This is a genomic window from Methylocaldum sp. (assembly GCF_035627495.1).
GTDB lineage: Bacteria > Pseudomonadota > Gammaproteobacteria > Methylococcales > Methylococcaceae > Methylocaldum.
Window position 1 is genome coordinate 48,676 of sequence record NZ_DASPLO010000076.1, and the last position, 19,355, is coordinate 68,030.

A 19,355-nucleotide genomic window follows, 5' to 3' on the forward strand; every position below is an offset into this window, starting at 1 on the left:
CGGCGCATGAGCGACGAAATACTCATCAACGTCACGCCGCGGGAAACTCGCGTAGCCATCGTCGAAAACGGCGTATTGCAAGAGGTCCTGATCGAACGAACCCGCCGCCGCGGCCTGGTCGGCAACATCTACAAAGGCAAAATATGCCGAGTGCTGCCCGGCATGCAGGCGGCTTTCGTGGACATCGGACTGGAGCGGGCGGCATTTCTGCACATATCGGATTTGGGCGCCACCGATCGGGAGAAGACAACCACCGATCAGATCGAGCAGGTTTTTCACGAGGGGCAGGAACTGGTCGTACAAGTCGTCAAAGACCCTATCGGCGCCAAGGGCGCGCGACTCACCACCGAGATCGCCATACCATCCGTGTATCAGGTCTACATGCCTTGCGGCCGAACCTGTGGCGTATCCCAGCGCATCGAGTGCGACCGGGAACGGACGCGGTTACGCACCTACATCGAAACCTTTCAGAAAGAACATGTTACCGGCGGATTTATTGCGCGAACCGCCGCCGAGAGCATCGAAGAGTCCGCGCTCCGCACCGATATGCTGTTCCTGCTCAAGCTGTGGAACTCCATCGCGCAGCGGATCAAAACCGTCAAGCCGAAAACCTTGCTGCATGAAGACTTGCCGCTCAGCATGCGGGTCCTGCGCGATCTGCACCGCGCCAGAGTCGAGAAAATCCGGGTCGACTCCCGCGAAACCTACGCGCGCCTGGTCAAGTTCGCCAAGGAATTCGTCCCGGAACTGGCCGCCCTCATCGAACATTATGCCGGCGAGCGTCCTTTGTTCGATCTGTATGGCGTCGAGGATGAAATCCAAAAGGCCCTGGAACGCCGGGTCATGCTCAAATCCGGCGGTCACTTGGTGTTCGACCAGACCGAGGCAATGACGACCATCGACGTCAACACCGGTGCCTTCGTGGGTGGACGCAGCCTGGAAGAAACCATCTTCAAAACCAATCTGGAGGCGGCCCAAGCCATTGCCCGCCAATTGCGGCTGCGCAACCTCGGCGGCATCATCATCATCGATTTCATCGACATGCGGGACGAAGACCACAAGCAGCAGGTCCTGCAGGCGCTGGAAAAAAGCTTGGAAAAGGACCATGCCAAGAACACCATCAGCGAGGTGTCTTCTCTCGGACTGGTGGAAATGACGCGCAAGCGCACGCGTGAAAGCCTTGAGCACATCTTGTGCGAGCCTTGTCCCGCTTGCAGCGGGCGCGGCGTGTTGAAAACGCCGGAAACGGTCTGCATGGAGATTTTCCGCGAAATTATCCGGGAAGTGCGCCAATACAACGTTCAGGAACTTCTCGTACTGGCATCCAACGAAGTCGTCGAACGACTGCTGGATGAGGAGGCCGACACCTTGTCGGAGCTGGAAACGTTCCTGGGGGTCCGAATCAAGTTCCGCGCCGAAGCGCAATATACCCAGGAACAATACGATGTCGTCTTGCTGTAGCACCCTCTTTTGAAAAGCGTCCTTCGTTTCGCTCACCGAACGACGCTGTATTCCGGCCTTTGCCTTATCGTCATTCTGGCACTGGCGCTGACAGCCCTCCGTTTCTGGCTGCTACCCGGAGCATCGAGCTATCGCCACCGACTGGAAACGCAACTCGGCTCCCTGATCGGCGAGACCGTCCGGATCGAAGGTCTATCCGCCCGCCTGCACGGGTTCCATCCGGAGCTTTCCCTGAACGGCTTTCACATCCTCGACTCGCGAGGCAAGCCAGCCATCAGGTTCGCCGCGATCCGCATCGACATCGATCCGCTTCGCTCCTTGCTAACCCGCGAGCCCAGCTTCGACCGGCTGGAGATCGTCGGAGCAAAACTCTCGATTCGACGCAGGCAAGACGGCACGATCGGCATCGTAGGGCTTAACGCGAGCGACCGGCCGCCGGCCTGGCTTATGGCCGACGGCCGCTTCGAGCTGTTGGACTGCGACCTGGACTGGCAGGATTTACAGGGGAACGGGCCACCTCTGGCTTTGGGGCAAGCCGATATCCGCCTTGTCAATAACGGCGGAAAACACAAGCTCGGGCTCGACCTCGCCTTGCCTAAAAGGCTGGGCAAAGCATTTCGGCTCGCCCTGGACGCCGAAGGCAATCTATTCCAAGTCGAGAAGTGGTCCGGAAAGCTTTATCTCGAAGGCAAACTCATCGATACGGCCCAAATAACGGATGCCTTGCCAAGGCCGTATTTCGCAATGAAATCCGGCACAGTGGATTTCAGACTCTGGGGACACTGGAACGGCGCGCTAAATTCGGTGGCGGGAGACATCGAGCTCGCGAAACCGATATTTGCCCTCCGGCGGGACACACACACTGAAGACCAGTTGGCATTGGCTTCCTTGGAGAGCCGGTTCCGGTGGCAGCGGGAAAACGACGGCTGGCGCCTGGACTTGGACCGCTTCAGGCCAGCTCTCAACCGTGTTTGGCCCGAGTCCCGCCTGTCTCTCGCTCTCACCCGGCGCCCCGATGGAACGCCTTCCGTCGTTCGCGCCGCGGCATCTTACCTGGAGCTGGGTGACATCAATACCGCCTTACATGCCCTTCCATTGCTCGACGCGGAAGCCGGCGGAATTTTGAGGGACTTAGCGCCGCGCGGCTCGCTTCGGAATGCCAGCTTCTTTTTCGCACCCGAAAGATCCATGGGCGAACGCATCGCCTTGTGCGGCAAATTTGATGATTTAGGCGCGAACGCCTGGCAATCGCTTCCCGGGTTTTCCGGCCTGAGCGGAAAACTGTGCGGCAACGATCAAACCGGCCGCGTCACGTTGTCCGTCGAAAACGGGAACATTCAACCGGCCACGCTGGGACTTAAGACCCCGGTTCGCTTGAATAAAGCCAGGGCCGATCTGTTCTGGCGGCAGACCGATATCGATTGGTCGTTTTCCTCCCGCTCGCTTTCAGTCGAGAACGACGATCTAGCCGCACGCGGCCGGTTCAGAGCCGTGTTGCCAAAAAATAAAGAGGCCTCCGCCTTCCTCGATCTACGAATGCAGTTTGGCGAGATGAACATGGTCGCCCTCAAGAATTACCTGCCTTTCGCCGTAATTCCTCAAACTTCGACATGGGTGGAACAGGCGCTGATCAGCGGATGGGTCCGGAATATGCAACTCCTGTTTCACGGCCCCGTCGCCGATTTCCCGTTCTATCGAAACGAAGGCGTATTCGAGTCCTCGATCGAAGCGCAAAATGTCGAGCTTCGCTTTCACCCGGACTGGCCGCCGCTGACGCAAACCGACGCCCGCTTGCTGTTCTACGGGCCCGGCATGGAAATCGGATCTACCAAAGGTCAGATCGGCCAAGGCCGGATTTTGGAAGCGCATGCCGTGGCCGAGGACTTGGATCGCTCACCTTGGCTCACGCTATCCGGGACCGCCCGGACGACGGTCCCGGATAGTCTGGATTTCCTCGCCCACTCCCCTATTCGAGACATCCCTGAAAAGCTCGCCAAATTCGTGACTACAGCAGGCGAGACGGACATTTCCCTAAACTTGACCATTCCGCTGGATAAGAAACTGGGCGACACTGCCGTCGAAGGCAAAGCCGAATTCAAAGACGCGACGCTTCGCATCGAGGATACCGGCCTGGAGCTGCGTCACATCAACGGTCCCCTACACTTTACGCGAACCGGATTGAGCGCCAATGGCATTCGAGCCTCTGTATTGGACCATCCGGCCGTTATCGGCGTCGCACCGGAAAACGACGATATCGTAGTCGAGCTCAAAGGACGAGCCGGCGTTTCGGACCTGCAAAGACAATTCCCCGGCAGCTTCTGGCGTTTGGCGCGCGGCACCACGGATTACCGGCTCGGTCTCCGCATTCCGGAGTCACTCGGCGCCGAAAGCGACCCGCTGGTTTTGGCCTTGTCGTCCGGATTGACCGGCATGGAATTGAATCTGCCCGCTCCTTTCGGAAAAAGCGAAAAAACCAGAAAAGACTTATTCATTGAAATGGTGATTCGCACGGGCAGCAAGATTCCGCTGCGACTGACCTATGGGCAGGACATCGCGGCGCAGCTCAGGCTCTCCCAATCGGCTGCCGGCCTTAAGCTTCAAGGCGGCGATGTGGCCGTTGGAGCACCGCTTGCGTCGACCGGCCCGGAACCGGGGGTGGCGGTTTTCGCCCGGGTGGATTCATTGGAGGCCGCCGAATGGCGCCGATTGCTGCCCGATTCGCCGGACGATCCGAGCAATCCCAACCTCTTGCGAAAGCTGGATCTGAACGTCCGGACAATGTACTGGAACGGTGAAGTGTTGGGTCCCTTGACCCTGGACGTGCAGCGGGAAGGTCAACGCTGGCAAGGCCGTCTCGACAGCGGCTACGGAAAAGGGACCTTTGAAGCCTCGGCAGATTCGGTGACTCTCGATCTCGAACATCTTAAATTGCCGAAATTGAACTCTCATGAAACCGAACCGGCCAACGCCGTGCCGCTCGATCCGGCCGCCGTGCCGAATCTGGCGCTCAAAGCCAAACGGCTGCTCTGGCAAGGGGCCGATCTCGGACCCTTCGTACTCGAAACCGAACGCCATGCTCACGGCATGATCGTCAAAGCACTCCAGGTAGAGACCAAAAACCATCGCTTCGACATCCACGGCGGCTGGACACGGTCGGCGGACCGAACGGTGTCCACCCGCATCGAAGGCAAAATCCGTATCGAGGATATGGGAGACTTCTTGACCGCCTTCGACTATGCCGGCGAGGTAAGAGACACGCCTTCGGACATCGATTTCGCCCTGTCCTGGCCCGGTGCGCCGCAGCGATTCTCCCGAAGCGAGATTGCTGGGGACATCAAGATGAAGCTGAGCAAAGGCGCGCTGCTCAAGGTCGAACCCGGTCTGGGCCGAGTGCTCGGTATGTTAAACTTAGACACGCTGTGGCGCAGGCTGTCCTTCGATTTCAGCGACCTGTTCGGCAAGGGCTTGGCCTACGACGGCGTCCGGGGAACCTTTCAACTCGGCAAGGGTCAAGCGATAACAAAGGGTTTTCTAATCGATGCGGTTCCCGCCAAGATCGTCATCAACGGCCGTGCCGGATTGGTGGCGCGGGATTTGGATCAAATCGTCACCGTCATACCCCACACCAGCGTCGCCCTGCCCATTGCGGGCGCCTTGGCCGGCGGGCCCGCAGTCGGTGCCGCCGTGCTTCTGGCCCAGCAACTGGTCGGCGAGAAAGTGGACAGCATCACCGCGACCCACTATGCCGTTAAGGGTAGTTGGGACGAACCGCAAATCACCAAGATTAGCCGCAACCTGCCGCTCGACATCCTTGATCGGGCCTGGAGCGGCATGAAAGATTTATCGGGTTTTGGCACCGAAACGGAGAAAAAAACGAATGACTAAAACGGTTCTCGCCGCTATCCAGATGGCTTCCAGCCCCAATGTCAGCGCCAACCTCATCGAGGCGGGGCGGCTGATCGAAAAAGCCGCGTCCCAGGGTGCCGGCCTGATCGTGCTTCCGGAAAATTTCGCCATCATGGGTAAATCCGAAACCGACAAACTGGCCGTTGCCGAAACGGACGGTTCGGGGCCGATCCAGGACTTTCTCGCCAGAACGGCAGAGAAGCTGAAGGTCTGGCTGGTGGGCGGCACCATGCCGATCCGCGCCAACGGCGACAAAGTCCGCGCCACCTGTCTTGTCTATAACGACAAGGGCGAGCGGGCAGGACGCTATGACAAGATCCATCTGTTCGACGTCAACGTGCCTGGCACCGACGAACAGTATCAGGAATCCAGGACCATCGACGCGGGTGACGAGGCCTTAGTATTGGACACGCCATTCGGTCGACTCGGCCTGTCGATCTGCTACGATCTTCGGTTTCCCGAACTCTTCCGGCAGATGGCGGACAGCGGCATGGACATCCTCGCGGTTCCCTCGGCTTTTACCGCGCGAACCGGCGCCGCCCACTGGGAACTCCTGGTGCGCGCGCGATCGGTCGAAAACCTGTGCTATACCGTCGCCGCCAATCAGGGCGGGTTCCATATCAACGGCCGGGAAACCTTCGGCCATAGCATGATCGTGGACCCTTGGGGTCAGGTGCTCGGCAGCCTTTCTCAGGGCGCCGGGGTGGTTGCCGCGGAATTCGACCGGGACCGCCTGCAAAAAGTGCGAGCCACTTTCCCGGCCCTGACACATCGGAAACTTCGTTGCCGTTAACCGTCACGACGTGTAGCCTAGCTTCCATCGTCTTTTTATTCAGTACACCTTACGTATGAATCATGATCCTCTTGTGATAGCCCGGCAAACCCTGCTGGAGCCGGCGGGCCTCATAGGCGGCGACATCGATCGCGTCATGGGACAGCTTTTGGGCGCGTCGGTGGATGCCGCCGACGTTTATCTTCAATCCACCCGGTTCGAGTCCTGGATGCTGGAGGACGGTATCGTCAAGGAAGGTAGTCACAGCATCGAACAAGGTGCCGGTGTGCGTGCCGTTTCCGGCGAGAAAACCGGATTCGCCTACAGCGACGAAATTACTCTGCCGACCCTGCTCGAAGCCGCCAAGAACGCGCGGGCCATTGCCAGAGAAGGCGGCCGGGGCAAGCAGGAAATTTCCGGAATACATCGCCCGCCGCAGCTTTATCTGCCGATCGACCCTCTGCAATCGCTGCCCGAAGAGGAGAAGATTGCCCTTCTCAAACGCCTGGACGAGGAATGCCGGAAACTCGATCCGCGCGTCGAGCAGGTTATCGTGAGCCTTGCCGGCAGCCATGAGGTCGTTCTGGTCATCGGCCAGGACGGAATTCCCCACGGCGACGTGCGTCCCCTCGTGCGGCTCAACGTCAGCGTGATCGTCGAGGAAAACGGGCGGCGCGAGCAAGGCAGCTGCGGCGGTGGCGGCCGCACCGATTACCGCTTTTTCTTGGAAGAAGATCGGGCCATCGAATACGCACGGGAAGCCGTGCGCCAAGCCTTGGTGAATTTAGACGCGGTCGACGCCCCGGCGGGAACCATGACCGTGGTCCTCGGACCCGGCTGGCCCGGCGTCCTGCTGCACGAAGCAATAGGGCATGGCCTGGAAGGCGACTTCAACCGCAAAGGCACCTCGGCCTTTGCCGGGCGGATCGGCGAGCGAGTGGCCTCGCCGCTCTGCACGGTGGTGGATGACGGCACCCTGCCCGGCCGCCGCGGCTCGCTCAATATCGACGACGAAGGCGTACCGACGGAGTGTACGGTATTGATCGAAAACGGCATCCTGAAAGGCTATATGCAGGACAAGCTCAACGCTAGGCTCATGGGCGTATCACCCACCGGGAACGGTCGCCGCGAATCCTATGCGCATCTGCCCATGCCCCGCATGACCAACACCTACATGCTGGCGGGATCTCACAATCCGCAGGAAATCATCGGCTCGGTGAAAAAGGGGCTTTTTGCCAAGAATTTCGGCGGCGGCCAGGTGGACATCACCTCGGGCAAGTTCGTGTTCTCCGCCAGCGAAGCCTATCTGATCGAAGACGGGAAAATCACCCGGCCGGTCAAAGGCGCGACCCTGATCGGCAACGGTCCGGACGTGCTGACCCGCGTCAGCATGGTCGGCAACGATTTGCAGCTCGACACCGGCGTCGGCACCTGCGGGAAAGACGGCCAGAGCGTACCGGTGGGCGTCGGCCAACCAACCTTGCGGGTGGATGGGCTGACCGTGGGTGGGACTCGGGTCTAGAACGGTTTGAACAACAGGTCACGAAGAATGAAATACACTGTCGTTTTTCATCGCACTGAAGAAGGTATCAGCGTTTCGGTACCCGGACTTCCAGGATGCTGGTCCGAGGGCGAGACCGAGGAGGAGGCGCTGATAAATATTCGAGACGCCATTCGTGAGTACCTAGCTGCGGTGGCTGACATGAACCGCGACCAGGAAACCCATGAAATCGAAATCGCGGTTTAAGCATGCCGAAAATTCCGGGTATAAATCACCTGGAAGCGGTACGGGTCTTCGAAAAAGCAGGGTTTCGGGTCATTCGGCAGAGCAAGCACATCGTCATGAGTGACGGAGAACGCATCCTCACCCTACCGCGCCACAATCCGATCAAGGCCTTGACTATGGGTGGAATCGTCAAAGATGCCGGTCTCACAGTGGATCAGTTTCGAAAGATGCTTTGAGGACGTCGACCGCGCCACACCCGTTCCATATATCCGAACGATTTAACGAACAGTAAGGAGCCATCCGTGCAGGAACCGATCGCTTTCGCACGTGAACAAGAACGACTCGAACAACTGAAATCCCTGGTGGCCGATTGCCTGGTGGAAGCCCAGCGACAAGGCGCCACCGCAGCCGAAGCCGGCGTCAGCCTGGAACACGGCCTTTCCGTCACCGCCCGGCTGGGCGAAGTGGAAACCATCGAGCACCATCGCAGCCGAGGGCTCGGCGTCACGGTTTACGTAGGCCAGCGCAAAGGTTCGGCCAGTACCACCGATCTCAGCGCGGAAGCAATGCGGGAAACAGTAGAGGCTGCTTGCCGGATCGCCCAGTATGCGGCGGAAGACGAATATGCCGGACTACCCGACCGGGACATGTTAGCCACCGAGTTTCCCGATCTCGACGTTTATCATCCCTGGGACCTCGACGCGGAGACCGCGATAAACTTGACCATAGGCTGCGAAAACGCCGCACGGCATTTTCATCCCGAGATCGTCAATTCCGAAGGCGCGAGCCTCAATACCTTCCAGGGCTTGCGGGTGATGGGCAACTCGCTGGGATTCCTCCACGGTTATGCGTCCAGCCGCCACAGCCTGAGCTGTTCGGTCATCGGCCAACGGGGCGACAGCATGCAGCGAGACGACTGGTGGACGGTGGCCCGAGCTGCCGGAGATATGGAGCCCGCCGAGCTGGTGGGCCAAAAAGCCGCCGAACGCACGGTACGGCGGCTCGGCGCCCATTCACTGAGCACCCGGCAGTGTCCGGTGATTTTCGCGGCGGATATCGCATCGAGCCTGCTCGGCCACTTCATCGGCGCCATCCGCGGCGGCAATCTCTATCGGAAATCGTCCTTCCTGCTCGACCACCTGAGGAAGCCGGTCTTCCCGGCCTTCGTGCAGATCCGCGAGGAGCCGCACCTCAAGAAAGCCTTGGGCAGCGCGCCCTATGACGCCGAGGGCGTTCGAACCCGGCCCCACCACATCGTCAAGGACGGCATGCTCGAATCCTATGTATTGAGCACTTACTCGGCACGGAAGCTTGGCATGAAAACCACCGGCAATGCCGGCGGCGTGCACAATCTCATCATCGAGCCCGGCGAACTTGATTTGCAGGGATTGCTGAAACGGATGAACACTGGGCTTCTCGTCACCGAACTGATGGGCCAGGGCGTCAATCCGGTAACCGGCGACTATTCCCGCGGCGCGTCCGGATTTTGGGTGGAGAACGGCGAGGTCCGTTTCCCCGTAGAGGAAATCACCATCGCGGGCAACCTGCGCGATATGTTCATGAACATACAGGCCGTCGGAAGCGACGTCGACCTGCGGGGCAATACCCGAACCGGGTCGATTCTGATCGAGAAGATGACGGTGGCGGGGAATTGAACTACTGAACGCAAGCCGGGATGGTGGGGGTCGTTATCCTCCACCACAAAATGCTCCCGAAAGGACTGCGTCGTACACATTCAAGGTTTCGGAAGTTATTTTTTCCGCGGAGAATTCGGTCTCCGCAATTTCCCGTCCGCGACGCCCCATAAGCTCCCGCCGCGATCGATCCTTAATCAGTGTTTTAAGCGCTTCGGCCAAGGCGAACGCATCCTGTGCCGGCACCAGCAAACCGTTGTCGCCGTGGCGGACCACTTCCCGGCAGCCGGGGGTATCGGTGGTGACGATGGGTTTCCCGGCGGCAGCCGCTTCGAGCAGCGCCTTGGGCAGACCTTCCCGATAGGAAGGCAGACAAACGATATGGGACCCAGCAAGCACTTGGGGAATATCGTCCCGCCGGCCCCACCATTCGACCGGTCCTTCCCGCCTCCAGCTTTCCAGCTGGTCGATCGAAACCGACGCCGGATTGTCCGGGTCGGGATCGCCTACCAGGACGAATCGCGCAGCGACGCCCTCGGCCCGGAGCCGTTTGGCAGCGGTCACGAACTCCCCCACCCCCTTAGTCCAGAGCATGCGCGCCGGCAGGACGATCAAAGGCATCCCATCGCCCTCTACCGCCGGGCTGAATGCCTGGAGATCCACGCCGGCGCCCCGGATCGTGCTTAGGCGGGAGGCTGGCAATCCCAGACTCATCATCTGCGCGTAATCGTCCGGGTTTTCCACGATAACATGCCCCCGTGCAAGAAGCCGTCCCAACACAGCGCGCACCACCGGACGAAGCAACCGCGCTTTGACGCTGGCCGAAGTGAACAGCCAGCCGAGGCCGGCCATGTAATTCACGATGGCGCACGGCCGGCTGAACCAGGCGGCGATGGTGCCGTACACTACCGGCTTCATGGCCACGTGCTTAACCAGATCTGGCCGAATCTCCCGGTAAATCCTGACCAGATCGGCAATCAGTTTGAATTCCGCAATCGGATTGCGCCCGCGCCGCGACAATTCGAGCGGAATGACATGGACTCCCCGCGCCTCGATGACAGGCCGATGCTGCCGTACTCGGGTCACCACGTAGACGTCGTAGCCTGCATCGCGGGCGGCAGTCACGTGGGGCAGCCAATGGGAGCAAACGAACCAGTCTTCGGTAACGAAAAATAGAAGCTTTTTGCTCAAAACCGTTTGATCCAATGATCTGGAAAAATTGTTCGAATGTCGTCTTTTCGCATCGTCCGGCGCTTGCCGGCTTTGGCCACCCTGCTTCGAGCTAAAACCTTGCGAACAAAGACTCAAGAAAATAGGCGATATAATAACTAATGACGCCAAAGTTGATCGTTTCAGGAACAACATCCGCCGCCCTCATGCCGCGACCGGAAAAATGACCGGTTGCCCGCTCGCTCAAACCTCATTCGGACCCCGTCGGAGTTAATGATCGCTAAGCTGAGGTTCACGGGAAACCGGACCTTTTTTTATCTCGTCCGTAACACGATAGGCACCTTCAGCATCCGACTGGCGGGTATCAGCCTATCATTCGCCGCCCAAGCAATCACGGCGCGATTCATGGGTTCCGATAACTACGGGCTATTCGTGTATGCCCTTGCCTTCACTCCGATCTTAGCTTGGCTAACCCAATTGGGCATGGTGCAGACCTCGATCCGGTACATTTCGATTTACAACTCGCAGAAAGACTGGGCCGCCATTAAAGGCTTCATGGCCTTCGCAAGCCGCTGCACACTTGGAGCTAGCCTGGCTATCGGGCTAACGGTAGCGCTGATCGGCTGGCTACTGAAAGACACCCTGGACGACCTGCATCGTTATGTTTTCATCCTGGCTTTCCTCCATGTGCCCTTCATGTCGTTGTCGGAATTGCGAGTGGGCGTTCTCCGCGGCCTGCTCAAAATCAGTTTTGCCGAACTGCCGGAAAACCTTATCCGACCGCTACTCCTGGTCATTCTGCTGTCAGCGGCTTATTTCGGATTTCAGGACTTCGTTGATCCCGTGACGGCGATGCTGATCAGCCTATCCGTAGCCATGACCAATTTCCTGCTGGGTAGCGCATGGCTTCGGCAATCACTGCCGGAGGGGGTTTTCGGCTGCTTGCCGTCGTATCGGAAGCAAGAATGGCTGAACATGGCTGTCCCCATGTTCATCGTCGTCGGCATCCAACTGCTCATCAGCCAATTGGATATTCTCCTGATCGGATCGATGATAGGCACGCGGGAAGCCGGTTCTTATGCAGTAGCGGCTAGAGTCGCAGATTTCGCGGCCTTCGGCTTGGTAGTGGCCAGCAGCGTAACCGCGCCCTTAATCGCCGCACATTGGAACAATCGCTTGATCCAGGACCTCCGGCGACTACTGAAAATCACCACGATATGCAACGCCTTGTTCGTTCTGACTGCCGCCTCGCTCATCGCAGGAATAGGGAAATACATACTTGGTATTTTCGGGGCATCGTTCGTGGATGCTTACCCTCTCCTGCTCATGCTCCTGGCCGGAAGATCGCTGCACGCTCTGACCGGTCTCGGGACGATCCTGCTGACGATGACCGGACATCAGAAGGAAGCCACCTGGCTCATGGGTAGCGGCTTGGCCATGCAATTGCCTTTGGAGCTGTATCTCATCGGCGAGCACGGCGCCATGGGTGCGGCCGTTGCCAGCGCGCTTGCGATCGCCTGCGTAAACGTGTCAGCGCTGGTAATCGTCAAAATCAGGTTAAAATTGAGCCTTATCGGCTAAACACCCGACAACAGAAATAAATGGTGAACATGGATCTAACGATCAGCTCGATACCGCCGTTCGTCAAAGCCGCCAAAGCGATGACGCGGCTTATCCCTCCCGTTTGGCGGCTTAGCGGAATCAGCAACCGCATCATTAAACCATTGGTCTGCTCGTTCATCCCCGGGGCTTTGTTTCGCTCCACCATCTGGAACTACCGGGGACGCGACATCGAGATGATCCTCGATCCTTCCGATTGCGTGGGCGGCAATCTGTTCTTCATTCCGCAGATGTACGACCGGTGGGAGCGAAAATTCCTGACGAACCGTCTGCCGAAAGCCGGCGTATTCGTGGACGTGGGCAGCAACATCGGCGCCTACGCGCTTTTTGCCGCGGAGATCGTCGGCGAATCCGGCAAAGTGATCGCTTTCGAAGCGGCGACGGAGAATTTTCAACTCCTGCGGAAGAACATCGAAATCAACGGCAAGAACAGTGTGATCGCCGCCTATCAAATCGGTATTTCGGACAAGAAGGAAACATTGCGGCTGGGACTCAATCGGCAAGGCAACCGCGGCGCCAACAGCTTCCTCAAGCCCGAGGGAGAGACGGAAGAGGTACAGTGTTATTCCCTGCATGAAGCTTTACAGATGGCCGACGTGAAAAAGATCGATGTATTGAAGCTGGATATCGAAGGATTCGAATATCCGGTCCTGAAACGGTTTTTCGACGACATCGACGGAGCTCCGCAGCTTAAACCGGCATACATCCTGGTCGAGATCGACGGCGGCCCACAAACGGCCGAGCGGAAGCAACAATTGCGATCCCTCATTTCGGATAGCGGATACCGTATTCTCCGGGAGCGGGAAAACACTCTGTTCGAGCTGGCTGTCTGATCGGTTCGACGATGCCTTCATACGTATTCACAGTCTTCACCCCGACCTACAACCGGGCTCACCTGCTGGGCGAAGTTTTCGAAAGCCTCAAGGCGCAAACGTTTACCGACTTCGAGTGGATCATCGTGGACGACGGCTCCACCGACGACACCCGTGCACGAATCATGGAATGGCAAGCGAGCGCCTGTTTTCCTATCGTCTACGTACATCAGGAGAATCGGGGCAAGCATGTGGCGATCAACCGCGGGCTTGATTTGGCATCCGGCGAGTTCTTTCTGATCCACGACTCCGACGATCTTCTTTTGCCCCACACTCTGAAACGATTCCATGAAATCTGGAATGCCATTCCTCCCGAGGAAAAAAAATCCTTGGCTGGCGTAATGGGATTGTGTGCTTATCGCGACGGGAGCATTGTCCCGAAGCTGTTTCCCCAGGACTCCATGGATATAAGCCACCGGGAATACTGGTTCGAAATGAACATGAAAGGCGACAAGTGTTATTTCGTCCTTACTGACTTGTTGCGCCGGTATCCATTCCCGGAAATCTCCGGCGAAAAATTCCTGGCGGAAGGCGTCGTTTTCAACCGGCTCAACCCGAGATTCCGGTGCGTCAACGAGGTGATGCGGATCATTCAGTACCTGCCCGACGGACTGACCGCCAAAGCGAGGGCGATACGCTATCGAAGCCCGAGAGGCGCACGGCTTTATTACAGCGAAGCGGTACGCTTGCCAACCGGAATCAAGCCCAAGCTCAAAAACATGGCGAACTTTATCCGATACTCGATCCACTCTGGGGAATCGCTAAGCGCCAGTCTGATGGAAGTCGGTTCTCCGCTGCTGTTCGGGATCAGCCTTCCGATCGGTCTGGGCTTGGCATGGATCGACAAAGCCCGCCTAGCCGGCGTCGCTAATCACTAATACGGTTTCAACAAATAAGACCATAAGCCATGGCATTTGACACACCAGATTCCGTTGTTCTCGAAAGCAAGCCCTGCCCCATGGGCTGCGCCAGCCGCGATGAGTTGGTGTTGCAAGGGAGGGACCGCCTGCATGACCTAGCCGGCACGTATTCCGTAGTTCGGTGTTCCGAGTGCGGGCTATTGCGAACCAATCCGAGACCGACGGCGGACACCATTGGCTACTACTATCCCGAGGACTATGGACCTTACGCCGGAACCCGCATCACCGATTCGGGTTTCAGAACGGGAATCAGTGCCGTCAAGGAATTCGTCAGAAACGCCTTGAGGATACACAGCCTGTCCTTGCCTCCGCTCGAATCGGGACGAATGCTGGAAATCGGTTGCGCCTCGGGCGCTTTTCTGGCCCGAATGGCCGGTAAAGGTTGGCAAGTGGAAGGCATCGAGTTTTCGCCCACGGCGGCAAAAAACGCGCAGGAGGCGGGGTTCTCCGTTCATTGCGGAAGCCTGGAATCGGCGCCCGAACCCATCAGGCAATTCGACCTTGTGGTGGGCTGGATGGTGCTCGAACACCTGCACGACCCCGTACTCGCGCTCGACAAGCTGCATCGCTGGACCCGGAAAGACGGCTGGCTCGCCATCTCGGTTCCCAATGCGGCGTGCTTTCAACTCGACTGGTTCAGACAGCGATGGTTCCCCCTGCATTTGCCCGCCCATTTGTACCACTTTACCCCGGAGACTTTAGAAGCCCTGCTGAATGCAACGGGTTGGCGCATCGAGAAGATCCATTATCAGCGGGTGATGACCGATTTGGTGGCGAGTGCGGCTTATCTCATCGAAGATAGATGGCCGAACTCTTCCATTTCCCGTTTCCTCAAGCGGTATCCGGGGATTTTCAACCTACCTCTTTATCCGCTGGCCCTACTCCTGAGTTGGTTCGGCCAAACCGCGCGGATGACGGTTTGGGCCAGACGTATCAATAAATAAATGAAGGTCTTGCTTCTTAGCCGATATGGCCAACTCGGGGCCAGCAGCCGGCTTCGCTCGTATCAATATCTACCCTATCTCGAAAGCCACGGGTTTCGGATTAGGGTGGCTCCTTTTTTCAAGGATGCTTATCTCGAACAGTTCTATGCCGGACGGGGAAAGCCCCTACGCCACGCGCTCGATGGCTACGGCAGGCGAATCGCATCACTGTTGGAATTACGTGCATATGATCTGGTTTGGATAGAGGCGGAGGCATTCCCCTGGCTTCCGGCCTGGGTCGAGACCGCGATGGGGCGGGCGGGAATCCCCTATGTCGTCGACTACGACGACGCCATCTTCCATCGCTACGATCAGCATGCCAATCCGGGCATCCGCAAAATTTTGGGCGACAAGATCGACCGCGTCATGCGCCATTCCAAAGCGGTTATCGCGGGAAGCGAATACTTGGCCGAGCGGGCAACAAAAGGCGGTGCCGCACGCGTGGAACTCATTCCCACGTCGATCGACTTGAACCGATATCCGCAGAATCCGACCAAACCTGACGCCGTCTTCACCATCGGCTGGATCGGTTCGCCTACTACGGCGCAGTATGTACGAAGTTTGAACGAGGTATTTTCGGCAATAGCGAGAGATTTCCCCGTGCGCGTGAAAGTGGTCGGGGCCGGAACCTCGCATTCACAATCCACCGATTTCAATATCGAATATTGCGACTGGTCGGAGCAAACCGAAGTGGACGACATCCGGAGTTTCGACGTCGGCATCATGCCTCTGTCCGATACCCCTTGGGAAAAGGGAAAGTGTGGTTATAAGCTCATCCAGTACATGGGCTGCTACAAACCTGTGGTCGCCTCGCCGGTCGGAGCCAATCTCAGGATCGTCAAGCACGGCGTCAACGGCTTTCTCGCCTCGACCGAATCGGAATGGAAAACCGCCTTACTGGAACTGTTGCATACCCCCGAACTGCGCATCCGCCTGGGACAAGCCGGTCGCGCCACGGTCGAACGCGAATACTGTACCGGGGTTAACGGCCCCAAATTGGCAAACATTCTAAGCGAGGCGCCCGGGCGATGACGTGTTACCGCTCCGCCCTGAAGTTACCGGGCTTGGAATATTACGGATCGTTACAGGCATCTCTTTAGCAACGAATTAAATCATTATGCACAACCGAATCATCCTCTCGATTTTCCTCACCCTGATCACTGCCGGTCACGTATGGGCCGAAACCGTCGATCGAAAAATCAAGGTCGGCGTTCTGGCCTTCGGCACGCTCAACTGGGAACTTGCCGTTGTTCAAGAGGAGGGACTCGATAAAGCGCAGGCTCTCACCATAGAGACCACTTCTCTCGCCAGCGCCGAAGCGGGAAAAATCGCCCTACAAGGGGGAAGCGTCGATCTGATCGTGTCCGATTGGATCTGGGTGGCCAATCAGCGCGGGCAAGGCACGGATATCACTTTCCTGCCCTACTCTACGAGCCATGGAGCGCTGATCGTACCGGCCGGCTCTCCCATCCGGGGGATCGCCGACCTAAAAGGAAAGCGGTTGGGCATAGCCGGGGGCGGATTGGACAAAAACTGGCTGCTGCTCCGCGCTCTGGCTCAAAAAGCATATGACTTGGACCTTAACCAGTCGACCGATAAAGTTTTCGGCGCGCCGCCGCTGCTCAATCAACAGTTGCAGCAAGGCAAGCTGGATGCCGTCCTGAATTACTGGAATTTCGCCGCCAAGCTGGAAGCGCAGGGTTACCGCCGCCTTCTAGACGGACGCGGCATACTTCAGGGCTTGGGCATAGAGGTCGACGTGCCGAGTCTCGGTTATGTTTTTCGGGAAAGCTGGGCCAAGACTCATGAGGACACACTTACCGGATTTATGAAGGCCGCGGACACAGCTAAAAAATCGATCTGCGAGTCCGATGCCGTTTGGCGCAAGGTCGTCCCGCTGACGCAGGAAACCGACGAACGGGTGCAGAACGCTCTGCGACAGCATTACTGCGACGGAAGAATCAAAAGCTGGGGGGAAGCCGAGAAAAAAGCCGCCGCCGAGATTTATGGCCTGCTACATCAATCGGGCGAAGGACGATTGACCGGAAAATCCGAAAAGTTACCGGAAGGGGTGTTTTGGCGTTGACCGGTTCGGCTCACGTTTTGTAAAGAAAATTTGACAGATTAAGCTGATGATAAATATGTAAAAACATGAATGAGATGAGAGAACGGATCTAGATCCGTCCGGATTAAACGCTCATTCCCGCTTATCAATAACAGAAAACGTCACTTTTTTTTACAATCGCAGACCAGCATCACAGTTTACATCTGCGCTGCTTGTTTTAACGCTCTAGATCCAATACAACATATTCCTTCAAGGAAGAGCGTTAGCACCTTTTCTAAATCTAGAGCAACAAACATGGCCTGCTTTGTGCTCTAGATGGTGAGAGATCGCGACTTCAGTGGATCCCGTCAACTGACACGTTTGCATTCACTAAAACTGATTAATAATGAAAAAGGTTAAAGCCATGTCCAAAATCAATCGCCTTCTAACAAAAGCAATCCTGGCGAGCGCCACGCTGGCTTTGGGAAGCGGAGCGGCATTTGCCGCGTGCAACGATATATCGCGGAACGATTTAGAAAACGCGGCAAATGCAGTCGTCGATGCAAATAGCTCGGGTGGATTCAACCTACCCATGTGGGTCACCGTAGTGGATGAAACCGGCAAAGTCTGCCACGTGGTCAACACGGCCAGAGACACTAATTCCGGGCCTAATATTGGTAACGATAGCTGGCTGGGCAGCCGCGTTATTTCCGCCCAAAAGGCCAGCACCGCCAATGCCTTCAGCCTGAACGGCTTTGCCATTTCGACAGCCAATCTGTACGGTCTGACCCAGCCGGACGGCAGCTTGTACGGTCTGCAACACAGCAATCCGATCGACGCCGGCACCGCATATAACGGCAGCCCTAACACCTGGGGCAAAAACTCCGATCCGCTTAAGAACAAGCGCATCGGCGGGGTAAACGTATTTGGCGGCGGCTTGGCACTTTATAATGCCGGCGGTGTGAAAGTAGGTGCTATCGGCGTATCCGGCGACACCTCCTGTACGGATCATGCAGTGGCTTGGAAAATCCGCACAGCGCTTGGTTTGGATCACGTTCCAGCCGGTTTTCACTCCAGTCTCGGGGGAATCGGAGACGAATTGCACATAGAGAGCGGTGGCGCGAATACCGGCACGGCAAATGACACCCAACAGCCGACTTGTCCCAATCCTCCGGCCCCTGGTGCCGCGAACGGGGTAATTGCTGACGACGATTGATGTTTTTCGATCCGAGGTTGATTTAATTGCGGAAAGGGCGCCCAAAGCGCCCTTTCCCTTTCGGCAACACTTAAAAATAAAGCCGAAGGATCCTCAAAAACAGATGAGCCACACAGCCACTATTCCGGCCCTCGTCTGACCGAAGCTGCCATGATGTTCTCGAAGAGCTTTTTCAACGAAAAAAAATCGCTTTCAAAATTCCTGCTGCTGCTAACGTTCATGACCGCCGCAGTCCTGCTGAGCAAGTTTCTTCACGATGAAAAAGCCCGCTTGTCCGCAGTGGACAAACCTGCAGAGAAGTCTGTCAACTCCTCTCCGCCCCCAGTGGACTTGTCCGCTCTGGCGGAACGAGCCGGCAACCCGCTAGTTCTTACGCCGGAACAAATCGAAGAAGATAAGCGAATAGATAACGAGCAGGTGGCGCTGGCGAGCGAATGGCTTCGCAGTATCGACCCCCGGCAACGAATTGACGGCGCAGAGCAATTGTCCGCTTATCCCACGGCAGAAGCGGAAATACTCCTGGTCAACGCCTTAGTCACCGATATCGATCCGGAAGTGCGAAGCGCGGCGGCGCAAAGCCTCGACGCATTCGAGCGCCCCACGGAAAAAACACTTACGGCTCTGCTCATTGCCGTGGAGGATGAAAACGAGGACGTGCGCATGAGCGCTTTAGCAACGCTGGAAAACATCGTTGCGGCCGAAGAGAACGGTTCGGCCCGATATAAACGGATTCTTGCGGGACTCAAGAAGAAAGCGGCTTCCAGGCGAATTCCAGCCGAAACTCGGGAAGCGATCCGCGATTTTGTGCGAGATCAGATGACCAACAGCTGATCCTGATTATTCCGCTTAAGAATTGCCAATCTACTGACAACACACGACCGATGGTCAAAATTCCCTAGTGCTTCATCAAGGTTGAATTGAAGGGTAAAGATGCTTGAGCTTTATGCGCGCATTGTCGGTGGTGAAACGCCAATCGATTTTGGCGCGGACGGTATTCCGGCGGGTTTCCCAGGCAGCGACTTCGCGCGTCA

Annotated in this window: 16 protein-coding genes and 1 pseudogene; 15 read left to right on the top strand and 2 right to left on the bottom strand. The window is 57.4% G+C overall.

Annotated elements, in window-relative coordinates:
- Positions 1–6 precede the first annotated feature (6 nt).
- The 7 genes from rng to pmbA all read left to right on the top strand — a co-directional run bounded on the left by rng (position 7) and on the right by pmbA (position 9,520).
- Entirely contained in the window at positions 7–1,461 is a 1,455-nt protein-coding gene (gene rng, locus VEB01_RS06430; RefSeq protein WP_324873848.1) for a ribonuclease G, read from the top strand.
- A gap of 9 nt (positions 1,462–1,470) precedes the next feature.
- On the top strand, positions 1,471–5,346 hold the full coding sequence (locus tag VEB01_RS06435; RefSeq protein ID WP_324873850.1) for a YhdP family protein: 3,876 nt from the start codon (positions 1,471–1,473) through the stop codon (positions 5,344–5,346).
- Entirely contained in the window at positions 5,339–6,160 is an 822-nt protein-coding gene (locus VEB01_RS06440) for a carbon-nitrogen hydrolase family protein (RefSeq protein ID WP_324873852.1), read from the top strand. The genes VEB01_RS06435 and VEB01_RS06440 overlap by 8 nt, the downstream gene beginning before the upstream one ends.
- Before the next feature lie 55 nt (positions 6,161–6,215).
- Positions 6,216–7,661 (top strand): metalloprotease TldD, encoded by a 1,446-nt coding sequence (gene tldD, locus VEB01_RS06445; protein WP_324873854.1) that lies wholly within the window; start codon positions 6,216–6,218, stop codon positions 7,659–7,661.
- 27 nt (positions 7,662–7,688) lie between these two features.
- Positions 7,689–7,886: a type II toxin-antitoxin system HicB family antitoxin gene (locus tag VEB01_RS06450; protein ID WP_324873855.1), complete on the top strand. Its 198-nt coding sequence runs from the start codon at positions 7,689–7,691 to the stop codon at positions 7,884–7,886.
- 2 nt (positions 7,887–7,888) lie between these two features.
- Positions 7,889–8,101, top strand: coding sequence for a type II toxin-antitoxin system HicA family toxin (locus VEB01_RS06455; RefSeq protein WP_324873857.1), 213 nt, complete (start codon positions 7,889–7,891; stop codon positions 8,099–8,101).
- A 66-nt stretch (positions 8,102–8,167) separates the two neighbouring features.
- Complete coding sequence (gene pmbA, locus VEB01_RS06460; protein WP_324873859.1) at positions 8,168–9,520, top strand: metalloprotease PmbA; 1,353 nt, start codon at positions 8,168–8,170, stop codon at positions 9,518–9,520.
- Positions 9,521–9,553: 33 nt separating this feature from the next.
- Here the strand turns inward: pmbA and VEB01_RS06465 are convergent, their stop codons facing one another.
- Entirely contained in the window at positions 9,554–10,690 is a 1,137-nt protein-coding gene (locus VEB01_RS06465; RefSeq protein ID WP_324873860.1) for a glycosyltransferase family 4 protein, read from the bottom strand.
- 252 nt (positions 10,691–10,942) lie between these two features.
- Between VEB01_RS06465 and VEB01_RS06470 the strand changes: the two genes are divergently transcribed.
- The 8 genes from VEB01_RS06470 to VEB01_RS06505 all read left to right on the top strand — a co-directional run bounded on the left by VEB01_RS06470 (position 10,943) and on the right by VEB01_RS06505 (position 19,155).
- A complete protein-coding gene (locus VEB01_RS06470) occupies positions 10,943–12,250 on the top strand; it encodes an oligosaccharide flippase family protein (protein ID WP_324873862.1) in 1,308 nt (435 codons plus the stop codon).
- Positions 12,251–12,270: 20 nt separating this feature from the next.
- Positions 12,271–13,122 (top strand): FkbM family methyltransferase, encoded by an 852-nt coding sequence (locus VEB01_RS06475; protein WP_324873864.1) that lies wholly within the window; start codon positions 12,271–12,273, stop codon positions 13,120–13,122.
- A gap of 11 nt (positions 13,123–13,133) precedes the next feature.
- A complete protein-coding gene (locus tag VEB01_RS06480) occupies positions 13,134–14,039 on the top strand; it encodes a glycosyltransferase family 2 protein (RefSeq protein ID WP_324873866.1) in 906 nt (301 codons plus the stop codon).
- A gap of 29 nt (positions 14,040–14,068) precedes the next feature.
- Positions 14,069–15,025, top strand: coding sequence for a class I SAM-dependent methyltransferase (locus VEB01_RS06485; protein ID WP_324873867.1), 957 nt, complete (start codon positions 14,069–14,071; stop codon positions 15,023–15,025).
- Positions 15,026–16,096 carry a glycosyltransferase family 4 protein gene (locus VEB01_RS06490; protein WP_324873869.1) on the top strand — a complete coding sequence of 357 codons (1,071 nt, stop codon included), beginning with the start codon at positions 15,026–15,028 and terminating at the stop codon, positions 16,094–16,096.
- Positions 16,097–16,181: 85 nt separating this feature from the next.
- A complete protein-coding gene (locus VEB01_RS06495; RefSeq protein ID WP_324873870.1) occupies positions 16,182–17,150 on the top strand; it encodes an ABC transporter substrate-binding protein in 969 nt (322 codons plus the stop codon).
- A gap of 382 nt (positions 17,151–17,532) precedes the next feature.
- On the top strand, positions 17,533–18,324 hold the full coding sequence (locus tag VEB01_RS06500; protein ID WP_324873871.1) for a GlcG/HbpS family heme-binding protein: 792 nt from the start codon (positions 17,533–17,535) through the stop codon (positions 18,322–18,324).
- Positions 18,325–18,474: 150 nt separating this feature from the next.
- Positions 18,475–19,155 (top strand): HEAT repeat domain-containing protein, encoded by a 681-nt coding sequence (locus VEB01_RS06505; protein WP_324873872.1) that lies wholly within the window; start codon positions 18,475–18,477, stop codon positions 19,153–19,155.
- A gap of 75 nt (positions 19,156–19,230) precedes the next feature.
- Here VEB01_RS06505 and VEB01_RS06510 read toward each other — a convergent pair.
- Positions 19,231–19,355 (bottom strand): annotated as a pseudogene (locus tag VEB01_RS06510) (IS630 family transposase); the annotation flags it as partial.